This is a genomic window from Shewanella sp. SM23, from assembly GCF_025654295.1.
GTDB classification, from domain to species: domain Bacteria; phylum Pseudomonadota; class Gammaproteobacteria; order Enterobacterales; family Shewanellaceae; genus Shewanella; species Shewanella oncorhynchi.
Genome location: NZ_JAKKRM010000018.1, coordinates 75,071 through 93,160 on the forward strand (window position 1 = coordinate 75,071; position 18,090 = coordinate 93,160).

Below are 18,090 nucleotides of genomic sequence, written 5' to 3' on the forward strand. Positions count from 1 at the left end.
GAGTGGAACGAACCGCTGGTGCTATTATCCAACGGCGTTAATGGCATCGCTTAGGCTATTAACCATTTGGTCAATCTCGCGTTTATCGACAATCAGTGGTGGTGACATGGCAATAATGTCTCCCGTGGCTCGCACTAAAGTGCCGTGGCGGAAGCAGTGTTCAAACACGCCGTAACCCCGTTTACCCGCGCCTTGAGCGTTAGGGGAGAATTGAATCCCCGCCACTAATCCTGTGTTGCGGATATCAATCACATTCGGCAGGCCCTTGAGGCTGTGCACTGCGTCTTCAAAGTAGCGTTCAAGCTCAAAACTGCGCTCGAATAATTGCTCATTTTCATAAATCGATAGGGTGGCAAGTGCGGCCGCCGCAGCGACTGGATGACCTGAATAGGTGTAGCCGTGGAAGAACTCAATCAGTTCATTGGGGCCTAGCATGCAAGTGTCGTGGATAAAATCTTGCACGAATACTGCGCCCATTGGAATCGCGCCGTTATTGATGGCTTTAGCCGTGGTGATCATGTCTGGAATAACACCCCAACGCTGACTCGCAAAGGCGGCGCCAACGCGGCCAAAAGCGGTAATGACTTCGTCAAAAATCAATAGGATGCCATGCTTTTTAGTGATTTCTCGCAGGCGTTTTAAGTAACCTTGTGGCGGCAATATTACCCCTGCAGAACCCGACATAGGTTCAACGATTACGGCGGCAATATTCTCGGCGCCATGCAGGGTCACTAGTTGTTCTAATACTTCGGCTTTTTCAGCGCCAAAGTGTGAGAGTCCGCGGGTAAATGCCGCATTTTGGATATCTAAGGTATGAGGTAAGTGATCGACGCCTTGCAGTAATTGGCCGCTAAATGCTTTGCGGTTATTGCTTAATCCACCCACAGAGATGCCGCCAAAGCCTACACCGTGGTAACCCATTTCGCGCCCGATAAAGCGGGTGCGTGAGGCTTGACCATTGGCTCTGTGATAGCAAAGTGCCATCTTAAGCGCAGTATCGACGGACTCAGAACCTGAGTTAGTAAAGAAGACTTTGTTCAATCCCTCAGGACTGAGCTCGACTAACCGCTCGGCAAGTTCAAAGGCGATAGGATGACCCATTTGGAAGGAGGGCGCGTAGTCCATCTCTTTAATTTGTTTGCTGACTGCTTCGCTGATTTCCTTGCGACCATGGCCTGCGTTACAACACCATAAACCTGCGGTAGCATCTAACACTTTATTACCATCAATATCCGTGTAATACATGCCTTCGGCCTTGGCGAGTAACCGCGGACTGGCTTTGAATTGGCGGTTAGCGGTAAAAGGCATCCAGAAATTTTCAAGTGAGGGTACGCTTGAGGAATTGAGCGGCAAATCGGCCATAGTGTCTACCTTGTCCTGTATTTTCAGGTCTTGTTTTAGGGTGGCTAATATTTGCTATGCTATGTTAGAAATAATGAACATGGAAGAGCCGTGTGCAGTTATTTGTGGCAAAAAAGCTATTTTTGTAAAAAATATTGAATTTTATTGCTTAAACAGCGTAACCTGAAGCTCGGATTATGACTGTGATGATGTTTACCATTTGCGCTAAAGTCGTCACGGGCCACTATTTTCTTGTCTATGAACGATAAACCACACCTATACGAATGATTAAGAGGTCATCATGAGCACACCGAAGAGCCGCAGCGAATGGGAAAGTCTGGCTGCCAGCCTGTCTATTAATGGTAAGGCGTTTATCAATGGCGAATACCAAGATGCCGTTTCGGGTAACACCTTTGATTGTATTAGTCCTATCGATGGCCGCTTGTTGGTAAAAGTGGCGAGTTGCGATCTTGCAGATGCTAATCTTGCGGTTGCTAATGGCCGCAGCGTATTCGAGTCTGGTGTTTGGTCGCAGCAATCTCCGGTAAAGCGCAAACAAGTGATGATACGTTTCGCCGAGTTACTGGAAGAAAATGCCAATGAACTCGCGCTGTTAGAAACCCTCGACATGGGTAAACCAATTCGTTTCTCCAAAGCGGTGGATGTGGCGGGGGCTGCCCGTGCGATTCGCTGGTCTGGCGAAGCTATTGATAAAATTTACGATGAACTCGCGCCAACGGCTCACAATGAAATTGGCATGATCACCCGTGAGCCTGTGGGGGTTGTGGCCGCGATTGTTCCGTGGAACTTTCCAATGCTGATGGCGTGTTGGAAGCTCGGGCCCGCGCTGGCCACGGGTAATAGTGTGGTGTTAAAACCCTCTGAAAAGTCACCCTTAACGGCTATCCGTATGGCGCAATTGGCTATTAAAGCTGGGATCCCACAAGGCGTACTCAACGTGTTGCCAGGATTTGGTCATACCGTGGGTAAAGCCTTAGCGTTGCATATGGATGTGGATACGCTGGTTTTCACAGGTTCCACCAAAATTGCCAAGCAATTAATGATTTACGCTGGTGAGTCGAACATGAAACGCGTGTGGCTAGAGGCGGGAGGCAAGAGCCCTAATATCGTCTTTAATGACGCGCCAGATCTCAAAGCCGCTGCTGTTGCTGCTGCCGAAGCCATTGCTTTTAACCAAGGTGAAGTTTGCACCGCAGGTTCGCGTTTGCTGGTGGAGTCCGGGGTGAAAGATGAGCTTATCGCGCTTATCGCAGAGGAGCTAGCCTCATGGCATCCAGGGCATCCACTCGACCCTGCCACTGTGAGCGGCGCCGTTGTTGATAAACAACAGTTAGACACAGTGCTCAGTTACATTAAAGCGGGTAAAGATGAAGGTGCAACCTTAGTCCACGGTGGCTGCCAAGTTATGGCCGACACGGGCGGTGTATATGTGCAGCCAACGGTATTTTCTAACGTAAACAATCAGATGAAAATTGCCAGCGAAGAAATCTTTGGCCCTGTGTTATCTGTTATTGAATTTAATGGCATGGAAGAAGCGATATCAATAGCCAACGATACCATCTACGGTTTAGCCGCTGGCGTGTGGACGTCGGATATCAGCAAGGCCCATAAAACCGCTAAAGCCCTGCGCGCTGGCATGGTGTGGATCAACCATTACGATGGCGGCGACATGACAGCGCCATTCGGTGGCTATAAACAGTCAGGTAATGGCCGAGATAAATCTCTGCACTCCTTCGACAAATACACAGAACTGAAAGCGACTTGGATCGTGCTATAAGCGGACTATTTTTATAACCGCTCTTTTTTTTCTATATAAGAGAAGGAGCCGCTTTCGCTAAATACTAAAACCTCTTTTTATATTACATGGAAAGAGGTTTTTTATTTTTTGGAGCTCAAGCCGTACCCATTTTTTCTAAGCCAGATTTTACTTGTAAAATCTGTATCTGCTGCTGTAGATGAAATGTTGCATTCTTGATTCGTAATCATGTTGCTCACTCATACCCGATAGAATATTGACTTTAAATACTCCCATTAATATCTCAATTTACTTCCATTCTTATCAGCTTCATAAATATCGTAAGTTATCGCTTATAAATTTGTGGCTTTCAAACATTACCATTAATGCATTTAGTCATAGTGTGAAAAGGGTTGTAAGTTATTTATGATATTATAGGGTGCTTAGAGCATTGAATAATAAGGCAAGTATGAACAACGTAGAAGAGTTTGGGGCAATCGTCAGTAAAGCTCTCGATAGTTACAAATCTGATTTTATGGAACTTGTTAGGGAATATGCGATTTCTTGTAAGAATCAAGGTGAGGCATATTGCGATTTTTTTGTCGACATCGCCTCTATGATGAATGGCGCATGGCTTTTAACCGCAGTATGTGAGTTTGAGTATGTTTCAGAATTTAAAGCCTTTAATTGGTATCAATTATTGAATGTTGATATAGACAATATGCCAGAAGATGATTTGTTCTCCCTACAAAATAAGCTATATGAAATCGGTTATATGTGGTTGGTGGAGCAATTAATTTCCTCTAAAAAAGAAATAAAATGTATCGAAATTAGGTTGTTTCATAATGGCAGCAATGAATACCAATCTTTGGCATAATTAGCTTCTAACAGAGCTAAACGACATCAGTCACTGGGCTCATTGGATAGAATTTTTTGTGTGTGGTTATGTCATACCGTTGGTAGTATTTATCTCTAGGGCAAGTATGAAGAACTTTATTAGCAAAGATCTAGATATTGAAGAGTTCAAAAAAAGATTCGATAACACCAGAGAAAGTTTTATAAATTCTCTAAAAACAGCAAGTAAAGGTTATCGAAATGTAAGGTTCTTCGCTTGTGATGAAAGTGGAGTCCCCATTAAATGGGTATGGGATGATGAAACGTTCACACATAACTGGGAAGAGGGCACTCTTGAAGACGCTATTCAGTTTGCCCGTCACATGATAAATAGTGGAATGTATTTTGCGTTTATGGGTTGTTTGTCTGGTTCCAGTGATCTTGATATTTGGCTGACCACCTTTGAAAACCCCATAAAGAAACCTACATGGCCAAGTGGTAAAGAACCCAAATTTGAGATTATCCATGAAGTGTTAACTCGTTAGGGCTTTGTTTACCGATCTAAATTAGGAAACAAAGCCTCGTTATGACTGCATATTTTATCTCAACGTAAGAGCATTCACCTGTAAATACGTGATTTTAGCGTGCAACTGCTGTAGCCTCGTGGAAATTTATTGTTTCTTATTTTGATCTTTTAGGATGCAGGTCTTGAGCTTTGCCATCTAAGGTTGTTCGTTATTTCCCAGTGATTTTTGCTGAGCCAATTACTCGTCAGCAAAGCGTTCACTCATTAGAGAGGGTGTCATGTGAATGCACTTCAAAACCCAATTAGGCAGTTCAATGTCGTCAAACTATTTGTACTGGCATTGCTAAGCTTTTTGGCCGGCTGTTCTTCAATGCAGACGGATGAGAATGGAAACTGGGTGGGATTCACGGAAGCTGGTCAGGCTTCATTTTATGGGGATAAACATCAGAATAAGCAGACGGCCAGCGGTGAACTTTACAAACATAAATTAAAGACAGCAGCGCATAAAAAGTTACCCTTTGGCTCGAGTGTTAAGGTCACCAATGTCGATAATGGCAAAAGTGTGATTGTGAAAATCAATGATAGAGGGCCTTTCGTGCGTGGCCGCATTATTGATCTGTCTAAATCGGCGTTCAGTAGTATAGGCAATACTTCTTCTGGCTTGATTGACGTGAAAATAGAAGTCATTAAATAGCGGCTATTTTGAAAACAGTTGTCTCGAAACGGACTTTTGCGAAAACGGCTATCTCGAACACGGCCATATCGACAGGATCGTTTTGAAAGCGGCATCATTAAAAATGAGCAGTTTGAAAGCACTCTCTTCAAAACACGGCTTCGCCGCAATTTGATGATTGAGTGCATAAAATCGAGTCCACACTTTTAAAGAAATATCAAAACAGGCAATTTGTTAAGCCGATATTTGGGCTTTACGGCATTTGGTGAGAGACTAGCGGCAGATTTTGATAACAATAAAAGGACCCGCTATGGAATACCCACTTGTTAGTTCGCAGTGGCTCGAAGCACACCTCACCGATCCCCATTTAGTCTTGCTCGATGCCAGTATGGAAACCGTTATTGGTAAAGAACCCTTAGTTTACGATGAGCCTATTTGCATTCCGCGCTCACGTCGATTCGACTTGGAAAATGTGTTTTGCGATAAGACTTCAACCCAAATTCATGCCTTGCCGACGTTTGAGCAATTCAGCCAAGGGATAGCCCAACTTGGGATTGAGGTCGACAGTGTTATTGTTATCTATGATAACCAAGGCATTTATTCATCTCCACGGGCGTGGTGGACCTTTAAAGTCATGGGCTTTAATCGAGTCTATGTGCTTGATGGTGGCTTGCCTCAATGGATTGAAGAAGACCGCATTACCTCATCGCGTTATCAAGCCGAAGGCGTCGATTACGGCCCGACGGATATCGATACTTTGGCGGATGTGCTGCAATACCACCCCGAGCTTGTGATGGATGCCGAGGCCGTGTTATCACGAATTGAAGATGCCGGAACGGCGATTGTCGATGCCCGTGGTGCGCCACGCTTTTTAGGTCAAGTGAGTGAGCCGCGTCCCGGTGTGCGCTCTGGGCATATTCCTCGCTCGGTTAATTTACCCTTCGCTCAAGTGCTCGATGGTAATAAAATCAAAACGGTCAGTGAGCTGCAGTCTATTTATCAAGGGCTAGCAGCGGATAAATCCGCACGGATATTCAGCTGTGGTTCTGGGATTACGGCGTGTATTTTGATCTTAGCTTCGGTCGCCGCGGGGCATAAAAATCCTATCCTCTATGACGGTTCATGGGCGGATTGGGGCAGCCGTAACGATCTGCCGATAGAGTGTTAATTGAGTATCACCATTGAAATTAGTGCTGTAGATTAATTAAGTTAGCGTGGTTTTTGTTGAACATCATGTGACTTTTACGTCGTTTGGCGAAATGCCAAGGAGAAACCTTTGATAGCGAGATTGATCGATAAGTTGGTATTTGGATTTATTTTAGTGATTGCCTTACAGTTACCACAACTGGCTGATCATTATCAGCAATTTTTATCAGGCCTTTATGAATCGACTCGATGGCAGGTAGAAGGTTACGAGGCAACGGCTAAGGAATATCATTACGCCGATGTTGATGCCATGATTGCCCGCCACCAGCAAAATGAGGAGCCAAGTGTGCGTGCCGACGCTGAGCAAAAGGTACAGACACTGGCGCTTTATAAAGCGTTAACACAGGGCGTGGCGATCTTTAATACGGGCAATTTGTTTGAGAAAACTGCCTATATGTTTAACCCTGTTCGCTTTGATTATCTTGAGAAAACCATCAGTAACTTTAAGCCAGGGATACCTTTAACTTCTAGTGGTATTGGCTTTGGCGTCTTGGTGGCTTTAGTCGTGCATTATCTTGGGTCTATCCCTTTTATCCTGTGGGCAAGGCGTAACAAGCGACTTAAAACAAGTCCTTAAATCTGTGATACAGCATGCCTGCAGCGAGCATAGGTGAGCGGAACGTCGGGCCGCCGGGGAAGGTGATGTGTTTGATTTTAGCAAACACATCGAAATGTCCCGCCTGTTGGCAAATGGCCTCGGCAAGCAGTTTTGCCGCCATGTGAGTGGCATTCACACCATGTCCCGCATAGGCTTGGGCGTAAAAAATATTATTGGCATCAGGAAGGCGACCAATTTGTGGCATACGGTTAGCACCGATACCTATCATGCCGCCCCATTCATAATCGATACGTACCCCTTTTAATTGCGGGAAAACTTTCTCAAGATTCGGTCTCAGTGCCGCTTCAATATCTTTCGGATCTTTACCCGAATAGGTACAAAGGCCGCCAAACAGCAAACGACGATCTGCCGATAAGTGAAAGTAATCTAGGGCAATTCGCATATCCGCGAAGGCCATGTTTTGCGGGATAATACTCGCGCATTGGGCCTCAGTTAAGGGCTCTGTCGCCAATAAATAACTGCCTGCAGGTAATACTTTCCCCCCTACAAAGCTATTAAGTTTGTGGCCGATATAGGCATTGCCCGCCAGTACTAAGTATTGGCATGTGACTTCGCCCTTAGCGGTAATGACCTTCGGTTTGGCGCCTTGAATGATTTTTTCAGCAGCGCTGTACTCAAACAACCTAGCGCCAAGATTGCGGGCGACGCGAGCTTCACCGAGGGCAAGATTAAGTGGGTGCAGATGACCGCTACCCATATCAACCAGCGCACCTTGATAAAAATCTGAGCCTATGACTTCACCTAATTGCGCCTTAGTTAACAGCTTGATTTCTTGCAGATAACCCATGGCTTTGAGTGCGCTAAATTCTTCTTCAAGCTCATCCATGTGACGAGGTTTAACCGCTAAGTCGCAGTAACCCATTTGCAGATCGCAGTCGATACTGTGTTCTTGTATGCGATTTCGCACTATCTCGACGGCTTCAAAGCCCATCTGTTGAATTGCTTGAACACCTTCAGTGCCGATTTCACTTTGAAATTGTGCAGGGTCATGGCCTATGCCGCGAATGAGTTCGCCGCCATTACGCCCCGATGCGCCCCAGCCAATTCGCCTCGCTTCTAACAGCACGACACTCATACCGCGCTGTGTGAGTTCTATGGCGGTATTGATACCGCTAAAGCCGCCGCCCACGATACAGACATCGGCATTGATATTGCCTTCGAGTTGTGGGTGCGCATAAATTTCTTTAGCAGTATCAACATAATAAGAGTGTGGATACAGTTCGCTGTGCACTGGAGGTTTGCTTGCCATTATGGCTCCAAAAAATTGTTTTTATTGTAAATTGGACTTGTCTCAGTATACTCATCACACTTTTAACATGACGCAAAAAAGTGTTCGTTTTATTTAACACGCTTTTTATGTAGAATACAATGAAAGCAGTAAAACATGCGCTTTTTGGGCGAAAATGCGTTCTGGATGGTGTTTATCCTGAACAACCTGTTCGTCATCTATCGGGATTGACCCGAGCCTTTAGGGGGATGTGAAATTTGGATATTGGAGCCAGCCTCAAAACTGTTCGAAAAATGAAAGGCTTATCTCAACGAGAATTAGCCAAACGTGCTGGTGTGACTAACAGTACGATTTCAATGATCGAGAAAAACAGTGTTAGCCCGTCAGTCAGCTCTTTAAAAAAAGTGCTGTCGGGTATCCCTATGTCTTTAGTGGACTTTTTCTCCATTGAAGCCTCAACGGATAGTGAGCAAAAGGTCGTCTATCGATCCAATGAATTACTGAATATCGGTACTGGACCACTTGAATTTAAACTGATTGGCCGTGATTACCCGAACCGCGCAATGTCAGTGATGAATGAGATTTACCCACCCGGTTCAGATACGGGTGAAGAGATGCTAAAGCACGAAGGTGAAGAGGCCGCTATGGTGATAGAAGGTAAATTCGAACTCACTGTTGGGGATGAAGTGTATATTTTGGAAGCGGGTGACAGTTATTATTTTAACAGTGAATTGCCCCATAGATTCCGCAATCCCTTCGATGAACCTTGTCGCCTAGTGAGTGCGACTACACCTGCAAACTTCTAATTAAGTCATTAACTTACCCTATTATTCAACATATTAGGCCACTTACTCACTAAAAGTGAGTGGCGTAATACTGTTATTCAACATTACTGCGGATTTATACCAATCACATTAAATATCTAATCAGTTCAGAGCCTCACAGGCATTTCAATCCAAGGCGCATTGACGCAGAAATGGTCATTCCCTTTTAAGTCAATGCAACACGGGAGTGGGATGCCTGTGAGGCTCCCGAAGGGCGGGTTTCAACGCACTTTATACTGCGTTTAAGGCTTTCGACAGAGCACCACTATGCCTTCAAGCCTTCGCCTTGTCTAAAGCGCGTTGAACTCCCGCTGAATGAACAGATATTTAATACGATTGGTATTACCTACTTTCTAACCCTGTCATATTGGTTATATATCCTCTTCTTTGTGTAAATAATATTGGTTCAAATTTGGTTCGAATACGGTTTAATTTACCCTGTAAAAAGTGAGCTTTATGCTGGTGTAACCGCTGGTTTATATACATGAATTAGCGAGAAATGGGGTAAATATACATTTAACTACATGTTATCTATGCTTATTAAGAATAAGTGGATTAAATAACCTTTAACAAGTGTTTAACCTCTTGCCTAGTGCTAAATTTCGGTGTACTGTGTGAAAAAATGAACATTTAAAGGCAAAGTGTTCGTTATGCTAGTAAAATCTATTCTAAAGGTGAGATATGTCAGCCGATTTACCCCTCATAGGTGTTATTGCATGCAATCAACAATTGGGATCACACCCCTTTAATATTGTTGGTGAAAAATACCTTTTAGGCGTAGTTAATGGCGCTAAAGGCTGGCCGTTAGTGATCCCATCTTTAGGTGGCGATTTACCGATAGACGCTATTTTAGAGCGTCTTGATGGTATTTTGTTTACTGGCTCTCCTTCTAATGTAGAACCCCATCTTTATGCAGGCCAGCCGAGTGAGCTTGGTACACACCATGATCCTAAACGTGACGCGACAACTTTGCCGCTGATCCACGCTGCTATTGCTGCTGGGGTACCTGTATTAGGTATTTGTCGCGGTTTTCAAGAAATGAATGTGGCTTTTGGTGGCAGTTTGCATCAGAAGCTCCATGAGGTGGGTGGCTTTATTGAACATCGAGAAGATAAAACCGCATCCTTAGATGTGCAGTATGGGGCTTCTCACAGTATTACTGTTGAGCCCGGGGGGCTTATTTACGAGGCCTGGGGCCGTAACTCTGCAGAGATTAACTCTGTACATACTCAAGGCGTGGAGCGCCTGGGTGTTGGGTTGCGGCCAGAAGCTTATGCTCCAGATGGGTTAGTGGAGGCTTTCTCCGTAATTGGTACTAAAGAATTTGCCCTCGGTGTGCAATGGCATCCAGAGTGGAAGGTGAGCGAGAATCCGTTTTACCTCTCCATTTTCAATGCCTTCGGTGATGCATGCCGACGTAGGGCTACAACTCGAGTGAAATAATAATGAATAAGCTAATCGCTTTTTTAAAAGAACGAAAAATCACAGAAGTCGAATGTGTTATCAGTGACATGACTGGCATCGCCCGCGGCAAGATTGCTCCAGTCGATAAGTTTCTCGATGAAAAAGGCATGCGTTTGCCCGAAAGTGTGTTGTTGCAAACTGTGACCGGTGATTTTGTCGACGAAGAGATTTACTACAGTTTGCTCGATCCCGCCGACATCGATTTTGTTTGTGTACCCGATGAAAATGCCGTCTTTATGTTGCCTTGGACCATCGAAGCCACGGCACAGGTTATCCACGATTGCTACGACAGAATGGGTAATCCGATTGAGCTGTCACCACGTAACGTGTTGAAAAAAGTCTTGTCTCTCTATGACGAACAGGGCTGGGAACCTGTTATCGCTCCCGAAATGGAGTTCTATTTGACTCGTCGTAGTGACGACCACGATTTACCCTTAAAGCCTCCAATTGGTCGTTCAGGTCGCCCCGAAGCGGGTCGCCAGTCATTCTCTATTGATGCTGCCAACGAATACGATCCTATGTTTGAAGACATGTACGATTGGTGTGAGCTTCAAGGTTTAGATATCGATACTTTAATCCATGAAGATGGTCCCGCACAGATGGAGATTAACTTCAGTCATGGCAACGCATTATCTTTAGCTGATCAAGTGTTTATCTTTAAGCGCACTTTACGGGAAGCCGCGCTGAAGCACGATGTTTGCGCCACTTTTATGGCAAAACCCGTGACGGATGAGCCTGGCAGTGCGATGCATATTCATCAAAGCGTGATCAATAAAGAGACGGGCAAGAATATTTTCACCAATGAAGATGGTACTAAGAGCAAGCTATTCTTGGGATATATTGCAGGCCTACAAAAATTCATTCCTGAGTTGCTGCCACTGATGGCGCCAAATGCGAACTCGTTTCGTCGTTTCCTCCCCGGCACTTCGGCACCTGTAAACTTAGAATGGGGCGATGAAAACCGTACCTGTGGTTTACGCATTCCAGAATCTTCACCACAAAACCGTCGCATTGAAAACCGCATTCCCGGCGCCGATGCTAACTGTTATTTGGCGATTGCCGCGAGCTTGTTGTGTGGCTATATCGGCATGGTTGAGTCGCTAAAACCTTCGACTCCTGTGCAAGGTAAAGCCAATGAAAGTCGTAGCAATAATACCCATTGTTTACCACTGACATTAGAGGAAGCATTAGCGGCGATGGAAGAAAGTGATGCCTGTAAGCAATATTTAGGCGAATCCTTCACCACTGGATTTGTGGCGGTAAAACAGGCTGAACTTGAAAACTTCCGCCGTGTTGTCAGCTCATGGGAACGTGAATTCCTATTACTCACTGTGTAATGTTTTGGATTGATTGCACTGACCGTGTTGCCGCGTTAACCCAAGGAATAAGGGGTTAACGTTGGCCATAACGATACTGATGCGTGCACTGTTTTAGTGAGGTTGCACTTAACTGGTGCAACTCGCTTGTTAAATAATATGATGGTTTTTAATGGCTTGTCCGTTAAAGTGATTATTCAATTCCATTGCTTGTCTGCAAGGGAAGTAAAATAGGCTTAACAATTTTAGGTTGTTCGCTTGCTAGCGTTACTAACTAATTGTTAGTCATATTTAAAATGTGTTTATCTAAGTGTTTTTTGCGATTGCTTAGGGACTTGAGGCATTTGCCTTAATGTTGCAAAATGTACAAGCAGTGTCATATCTAGTCTATTTTTTTGAGTGTTAATGCAATACCGATGCCTCGAAAATTTGGCACGAAACCTGATACTTAACAAATTGCAGCAAGATATAAAGTAGGCATGGTTATCATGCCGTAGAGACTGCCGATGCGGTTTTTAAGGTGTAGCATTGGTCGAAAATAACAACAATATCCGGGCAGCCCGGTGACACAATGTCAGAATTTGCTTAAGCAGTTCTGCTACCCGAGAAAGGAGAAAGCATGAAGCTATTTAATAAGATGACCACATTAGCGCTGGTGACTGCGAGCGTATTTGCGAGCGCAGTGGCCCAAGCGGAAGAAGTGGTTCGCGTGTATAACTGGTCAGATTATATCGCGGAAGATACCTTAGAAAACTTCAAGAAAGAAACGAGCATTAGGGTAATTTACGATGTATTTGATAGTAACGAAGTGCTTGAGGCTAAATTACTGTCTGGTCGTAGTGGCTACGATATCGTTGTACCTTCTAACCACTTTCTCGCTAAGCAAATCAAAGCGGGTGCTTTCAAACCTTTAGACCGCGCTAAGTTACCTAACTTTAAAAATTTAAATCCAGCCCTGATGAAGTTGCTTGAAAAAGCCGATCCGGGTAACCAATATGCCGTGCCTTATTTATGGGGAACCAATGGCATTGGTTACAACATAGATAAAGTGAAAGCCGCTGTGGGGGAAGATGCGCCATTTAACTCAATGGAACTGATCTTCAATCCTAAATACGCTGAAAAAATTTCTAAGTGTGGCTTTGCTATGTTGGACTCTGCCGACGATATGGTGCCACAGGCGATGATTTATTTAGGCTTAGATCCTAACAGCACTAAGGCTGAAGACTATGAAAAAGCGGGTGAGTTACTGGAAAAAATTCGTCCTTATGTGACGTATTTCCATTCTTCACGTTATATTTCTGACTTAGCAAACGGTGACATCTGTGTCGCTTACGGTTTCTCCGGTGACGTATTCCAAGCGAAGGCCCGTGCTGAAGAAGCAAAAAATGGCAATAAGATTGGCTACTCCATTCCAAAAGAAGGTGCCAATCTGTGGTTCGATATGTTAGCTATCCCTGCTGATTCAACGAACGTCGATAATGCACTCACGCTGATTAACTATTTTCTGCGTCCAGAAGTCATAGCGCCTATCTCTAACTATGTGGCCTATGCTAACCCCAACGATCCCGCTCAACCTCTGGTTGATGAGGCTATCCGTACCGATCCTGCGATCTATCCGCCACAAGAAGTGTTAGACAAACTTTATATTGGTGAAATTCGTCCTTTGAAAATTCAGCGCGTATTAACCCGTGTTTGGACCAAAGTGAAGTCAGGACAATAGTCGATAGGGGGCAAGCCTAGCTTGCCCCCAGCTTGGCAAACTTCTATGTCCAATCCTATGCATAGTTAATCCACGTATAGGATTTGACACAGTTTGTTTAACCACTTTTCATTCATTAATCGTGTTGAACCTAGAGTTTGAGCGTATCTACGCCTCATTTTCGGGTGGAGAAGTACTATGGCAATCACCTCGAGCGTCACCAATAAACCGACAACAAAGACGCAAGAAAAAGTACTGCTCAAGATTGAGCGGGTAAGCAAATTATTCGATGACGTGCGGGCTGTCGACGATGTGTCATTAACTATCAATAAAGGCGAAATTTTTGCCTTACTTGGCGGGTCAGGCTCGGGTAAGTCAACACTACTGCGCATGTTGGCGGGTTTTGAAAAGCCCACCTCTGGCCGTATTTTCCTTGATGGGGAAGATATCACCGATTTACCGCCATACGAACGTCCCATCAATATGATGTTTCAATCCTATGCTTTGTTTCCCCACATGACAGTGGCACAAAACATTGCATTTGGTTTGAAGCAAGACAAGCTGCCTAAAGCCGAAATTGAACAGCGTGTGCAAGATATGCTGAAACTCGTGCATATGGAGCAATACGGTAAGCGTAAACCGCATCAGTTATCCGGTGGTCAGCGCCAGCGTGTTGCACTGGCCCGTTCACTGGCGAAACGGCCTAAATTATTACTGCTCGATGAGCCTATGGGCGCATTGGATAAAAAACTGCGTACCCAAATGCAGCTAGAAGTGGTTGAAATCCTTGAGCGTGTCGGCGTGACCTGCGTGATGGTGACCCACGATCAGGAAGAAGCCATGACAATGGCAGGTCGAATTTCGATCATGAGTGATGGCTGGATTGCTCAAACTGGCTCGCCAATGGATATTTACGAAAGCCCGAACAGCCGCATGATTGCTGAGTTTATCGGTACTGTGAATTTGTTTGGTGGCGCGATTGAAGTAGATGAAGTCGACCATCTGATCATTAAGTCCAATGATTTGGCCCAACCTTTCTATGTCGGTTATGGCGTCACGACTAACGTTGAAGATAAGAATGTTTGGTTAGCAGTGCGTCCCGAAAAGACCATTATTAGCCGTGAACAGCCTGAAGGTCAGTACAACTGGGCGAAAGGAATCGTGCATGATATCGCGTATTTAGGCGGTATTTCAGTCTATTACATTCGTTTAGAGAATGGTCAAATCGTACAGTGCAGTATGACTAACCGTGAACGCCGAGCTGATCATGCCACATGGGATGACGAAGTGTTCATTAGTTGGGAGGACACCAGTGGCGTGGTGTTGAGATCATGAAGAAACCCATTAAATTTAAGTGGCTTAAGGGCCGCTTCTGGACCATAGGTATTCCCTACGCTTGGCTGCTGCTGTTTTTTGCCTTACCGTTTGCGATTGTCCTTAAACTGAGTTTTTCGACGGCGGCGATTGCTATCCCGCCCTATGAAGCAACATTCCAATATGCTGACGATGTATTAAATATCTTCCTGCATTTGGGTAACTATTTGATGTTGCTCGATGATTCGCTATATTACATGGCTTATCTCAGCTCATTGAAAATGGCGTTAATTTCGACCTTGGGCTGCTTGATTATTGGCTACCCAATGGCCTATGCCATTGCCCGTGCCCCTGCGCGGTTGCAAACCGTGCTGCTGCTGTTAGTTATGTTGCCTTCTTGGACCTCATTTTTAATCCGTGTTTACGCTTGGATGGGGATCTTAAGTAACACTGGTATTATCAATAATTCACTGATGTGGTTGGGGATTATTTCTGAGCCGTTACAGATCCTCAATACCAATATTGCAGTGTATATCGGCATCATCTATGCGTATTTACCCTTTATGATTCTGCCCTTGTACGCCACCTTAGTGAAACTTGATATGAGTTTGATTGAAGCTGCGTCTGACTTAGGTTCGAGCCGTTTGAATACCTTCTGGAAAATTACTTTCCCGCTGTCAAAAAGTGGTGTGATTGCTGGTTCTATGCTGGTGTTTATTCCTGCCGTGGGTGAGTTTGTGATCCCAGAGCTACTCGGTGGTCCCGATTCCTTGATGATAGGTCGAGTGTTATGGCAAGAGTTTTTCAATAACCGCGACTGGCCTGTGGCTTCGTCACTGGCGATTGTGATGTTGGGTCTATTGATTATTCCGATCACTTTATTCCATCGCTATCAGGCGCGTAGTTTGGAGAAAGACCTATGAAAAAATTAAGCTTTTCTTCAGTGATGCTCTGGTTTGGCTTGTTTTTCTTGTATGCACCTATGTTAGTGCTGGTGATTTATTCCTTTAACGACTCTAAATTAGTGACGGTATGGGGAGGATTTTCCCCTAAATGGTATGGTGAATTATTTCAAGATCAACAGATTTTAGATGCGGTATGGACCAGCCTGCGGATAGCGTTTTATAGCTCAACTATGGCGGTCATTATCGGTACTATGGCAGCCTTTGTGATGACACGCTTTAAGCGTTCATGGGCAAAACTGACCCTGTCGAACATGATTACTGCACCGCTGGTAATGCCTGAAGTGATCACTGGTCTGTCTTTGCTTTTACTGTTTGTGCACATGGCAGATTTGTTGGGCTGGCCCAGAGAGCGTGGCATGATGACAGTGTGGATTGCACACTCAACATTTTGTGCTGCCTATGTGGCTGTGGTGGTGTCTTCAAGATTGCGCGAGCTTGATATGTCAATCGAAGAGGCGGCAATGGACTTAGGGGCAACACCGCTCAAGACTTTCTTCTTGATCACTGTGCCTATGATTTCGCCGGCGCTGGTGGCGGGTTGGTTGTTGTCATTCAGTTTGTCCTTAGACGATTTAGTGATCGCAAGTTTTGCCTCTGGTCCTGGTGCAACGACCCTGCCTATGGTGGTGTTCTCTTCGGTACGTTTAGGAGTTTCTCCTAAGATCAATGCCTTAGCGACGCTGATCATACTGTGTGTTTCACTCATCGCTTTCCTTTCTTGGTATATGGCAAGACGGGCAGAGAAACGCGACCGTACACCAATGAACTAGTTAGTTTAATTTGGGGATGGCTTTGGTATTGCTAAAGCCATCCTTGATATTTGTCACCGCTCCCATCACCCGCTTTGCTTTGCAGGCTAGTCCTGTTACTCAAGATCACCAGAATTGAATCACTGAGCTAAAAATAATCGCGTGTTTGATATATCAAACAAAATGTAAATTATTGCGCTTTTCTGGCTAGTGTTTCGTTTTATGAAGGTGTAGGATGTGATGGCTGTTTAAAATAATGAACATTAGAATTCAAGGGAACAACATGTCTGCCATAGCTCACGCTGGATCATATTATGCGGCATCGGCCAACGATAAGGTTGAACGTCCGCGTCTACAGGAATCGATTGAAGCCGATGTTTGTGTGATTGGCGCAGGTTATACAGGCCTTTCTGCCGCGCTGCATTTATTAGAATCGGGCATGAGTGTGGTGGTGTTAGAAGCCGCTCGCATAGGCTGGGGCGCCTCGGGCCGTAATGGCGGACAAATCGTTAATAGTTATAGCCGTGACATTGATACTATTGAAAAAACAGTCGGTAAAGAACAAGGTAAACTCTTTGGCCAAATGGCCTTTGAGGGCGGGCAAATCATCCGCGATCGTATTGCTAAGTATAATATTCAATGCGATCTAAAAGATGGCGGCGTGTTTGCCGCGATGAACGAAAAGCAAATGGGCCATTTACGCCATCAAAAACAACTGTGGGAAAGCCACGGCCATGTTAATCAGCTCGAACTCCTCGATGCCAAAGGCATTCGCGGTGTGGTAAATACTGAGCGTTATGTCGGTGGTCTACTCGATAAAAGCGGCGGCCATATTCACCCGCTTAATTTAGCCCTAGGCGAAGCGCGCGCGGTTGAATCCCTCGGCGGTAAAATTTTTGAAGACTCAGCAGTGCTGAGTGTTGATGAAGGCGATAGCCCAGTTGCGCATACGGCGCAGGGCAGTGTAAAAACCAAGTTTGTGGTCGTAGCGGGTAACGCCTATCTGGGGAAATTAATGCCAGAGCTGCAGGCAAAATCTATGCCCTGCGGCACGCAAGTGATTACCACAGAGCCTTTGAGTGACGATCTAGCCGCGAGCTTATTACCGCAGGATTACTGCGTCGAAGACTGTAACTATCTGCTCGATTATTTCCGCCTGTCTGGTGACAAGCGGATGATTTACGGCGGCGGCGTAGTGTATGGCGCCCGCGATCCGGCGGATATCAAATCGATCATTATTCCTAACATGCTCAAAACCTTCCCACAATTAAAGGATGTGAAGATCGATTATGCGTGGACGGGTAACTTCCTACTGACGCTGTCGCGCCTGCCACAGGTCGGTCGTATTGGTAAGAACATCTATTATTCACAGGGGTGTAGTGGTCACGGTGTCACTTATACCCATCTGGCAGGCAAGTTACTGGCTGAAATGCTTAACGGCCAAGCCACGCGCTTCGATGCCTTTGCTGGATTGCCACATTATCCTTTCCCCGGCGGTCACGCACTTCGCGTCCCTTTTAGTGCTATCGGAGCTTGGTATTACACGTTAAGAGACAAACTGGGTCTCTAACATCAT

The 18,090-nt window shown here is 45.2% G+C and carries 16 protein-coding genes; 14 read left to right on the forward strand and 2 right to left on the reverse strand.

The genetic code is table 11. From position 1 onward, the window contains the following. Positions 1–24: 24 nt before the first annotated feature. The gene (locus L5L98_RS18400; protein WP_263142760.1) at positions 25–1,362 is read right to left on the reverse strand and encodes an aspartate aminotransferase family protein; all 1,338 of its coding nucleotides are present in this window, start codon (positions 1,360–1,362) and stop codon (positions 25–27) included. 280 nt (positions 1,363–1,642) lie between these two features. On the opposite strand from L5L98_RS18400, the gene L5L98_RS18405 reads away from it, so the two are divergent. The 6 genes from L5L98_RS18405 (at position 1,643) to L5L98_RS18430 (ending at position 6,913) form a co-directional block, all read left to right on the forward strand. After that, the gene (locus L5L98_RS18405) at positions 1,643–3,139 is read left to right on the forward strand and encodes an aldehyde dehydrogenase (RefSeq protein ID WP_263142761.1); all 1,497 of its coding nucleotides are present in this window, start codon (positions 1,643–1,645) and stop codon (positions 3,137–3,139) included. Between the two features lie 427 nt (positions 3,140–3,566). Continuing rightward, positions 3,567–3,974, forward strand: coding sequence for a hypothetical protein (locus L5L98_RS18410; RefSeq protein WP_263142762.1), 408 nt, complete (start codon positions 3,567–3,569; stop codon positions 3,972–3,974). Between the two features lie 106 nt (positions 3,975–4,080). Then, positions 4,081–4,476, forward strand: a complete 396-nt coding sequence (locus L5L98_RS18415; RefSeq protein ID WP_105249914.1) for a hypothetical protein — start codon at positions 4,081–4,083, stop codon at positions 4,474–4,476. A gap of 261 nt (positions 4,477–4,737) precedes the next feature. Next, entirely contained in the window at positions 4,738–5,151 is a 414-nt protein-coding gene (locus tag L5L98_RS18420) for a septal ring lytic transglycosylase RlpA family protein (RefSeq protein ID WP_198573928.1), read from the forward strand. Positions 5,152–5,440: 289 nt separating this feature from the next. Beyond that, positions 5,441–6,298 (forward strand): sulfurtransferase, encoded by an 858-nt coding sequence (locus L5L98_RS18425; RefSeq protein WP_263142765.1) that lies wholly within the window; start codon positions 5,441–5,443, stop codon positions 6,296–6,298. 108 nt (positions 6,299–6,406) lie between these two features. After that, positions 6,407–6,913 (forward strand): DUF2937 family protein, encoded by a 507-nt coding sequence (locus L5L98_RS18430; protein ID WP_028760887.1) that lies wholly within the window; start codon positions 6,407–6,409, stop codon positions 6,911–6,913. Here the strand turns inward: L5L98_RS18430 and L5L98_RS18435 are convergent. Then, positions 6,897–8,204: an NAD(P)/FAD-dependent oxidoreductase gene (locus tag L5L98_RS18435; RefSeq protein ID WP_263142768.1), complete on the reverse strand. Its 1,308-nt coding sequence runs from the start codon at positions 8,202–8,204 to the stop codon at positions 6,897–6,899. The two genes, L5L98_RS18430 and L5L98_RS18435, sit on opposite strands and share 17 nt — an antisense overlap. A gap of 236 nt (positions 8,205–8,440) precedes the next feature. On the opposite strand from L5L98_RS18435, the gene L5L98_RS18440 reads away from it, so the two are divergent. From L5L98_RS18440 to L5L98_RS18475, 8 genes are all read left to right on the forward strand, one after another. Then, the gene (locus L5L98_RS18440; protein WP_028760885.1) at positions 8,441–8,989 is read left to right on the forward strand and encodes a cupin domain-containing protein; all 549 of its coding nucleotides are present in this window, start codon (positions 8,441–8,443) and stop codon (positions 8,987–8,989) included. Between the two features lie 699 nt (positions 8,990–9,688). Continuing rightward, entirely contained in the window at positions 9,689–10,450 is a 762-nt protein-coding gene (locus tag L5L98_RS18445) for a gamma-glutamyl-gamma-aminobutyrate hydrolase family protein (RefSeq protein ID WP_105249909.1), read from the forward strand. 2 nt (positions 10,451–10,452) lie between these two features. Further along, the gene (locus L5L98_RS18450) at positions 10,453–11,808 is read left to right on the forward strand and encodes a glutamine synthetase family protein (protein ID WP_105249908.1); all 1,356 of its coding nucleotides are present in this window, start codon (positions 10,453–10,455) and stop codon (positions 11,806–11,808) included. 598 nt (positions 11,809–12,406) lie between these two features. Beyond that, positions 12,407–13,507, forward strand: coding sequence for a polyamine ABC transporter substrate-binding protein (locus L5L98_RS18455; RefSeq protein ID WP_028760882.1), 1,101 nt, complete (start codon positions 12,407–12,409; stop codon positions 13,505–13,507). Between the two features lie 177 nt (positions 13,508–13,684). Beyond that, entirely contained in the window at positions 13,685–14,821 is a 1,137-nt protein-coding gene (potA, locus tag L5L98_RS18460) for a polyamine ABC transporter ATP-binding protein (protein ID WP_028760881.1), read from the forward strand. After that, entirely contained in the window at positions 14,818–15,723 is a 906-nt protein-coding gene (locus L5L98_RS18465) for an ABC transporter permease subunit (protein ID WP_263142773.1), read from the forward strand. Before potA ends, L5L98_RS18465 begins: the two co-directional genes overlap by 4 nt. Continuing rightward, entirely contained in the window at positions 15,720–16,535 is an 816-nt protein-coding gene (locus L5L98_RS18470; protein WP_105249905.1) for an ABC transporter permease subunit, read from the forward strand. The genes L5L98_RS18465 and L5L98_RS18470 overlap by 4 nt, the downstream gene beginning before the upstream one ends. A gap of 262 nt (positions 16,536–16,797) precedes the next feature. Further along, on the forward strand, positions 16,798–18,084 hold the full coding sequence (locus L5L98_RS18475) for an NAD(P)/FAD-dependent oxidoreductase (protein ID WP_263142776.1): 1,287 nt from the start codon (positions 16,798–16,800) through the stop codon (positions 18,082–18,084). The last annotated feature ends 6 nt before the right edge of the window (positions 18,085–18,090 follow it).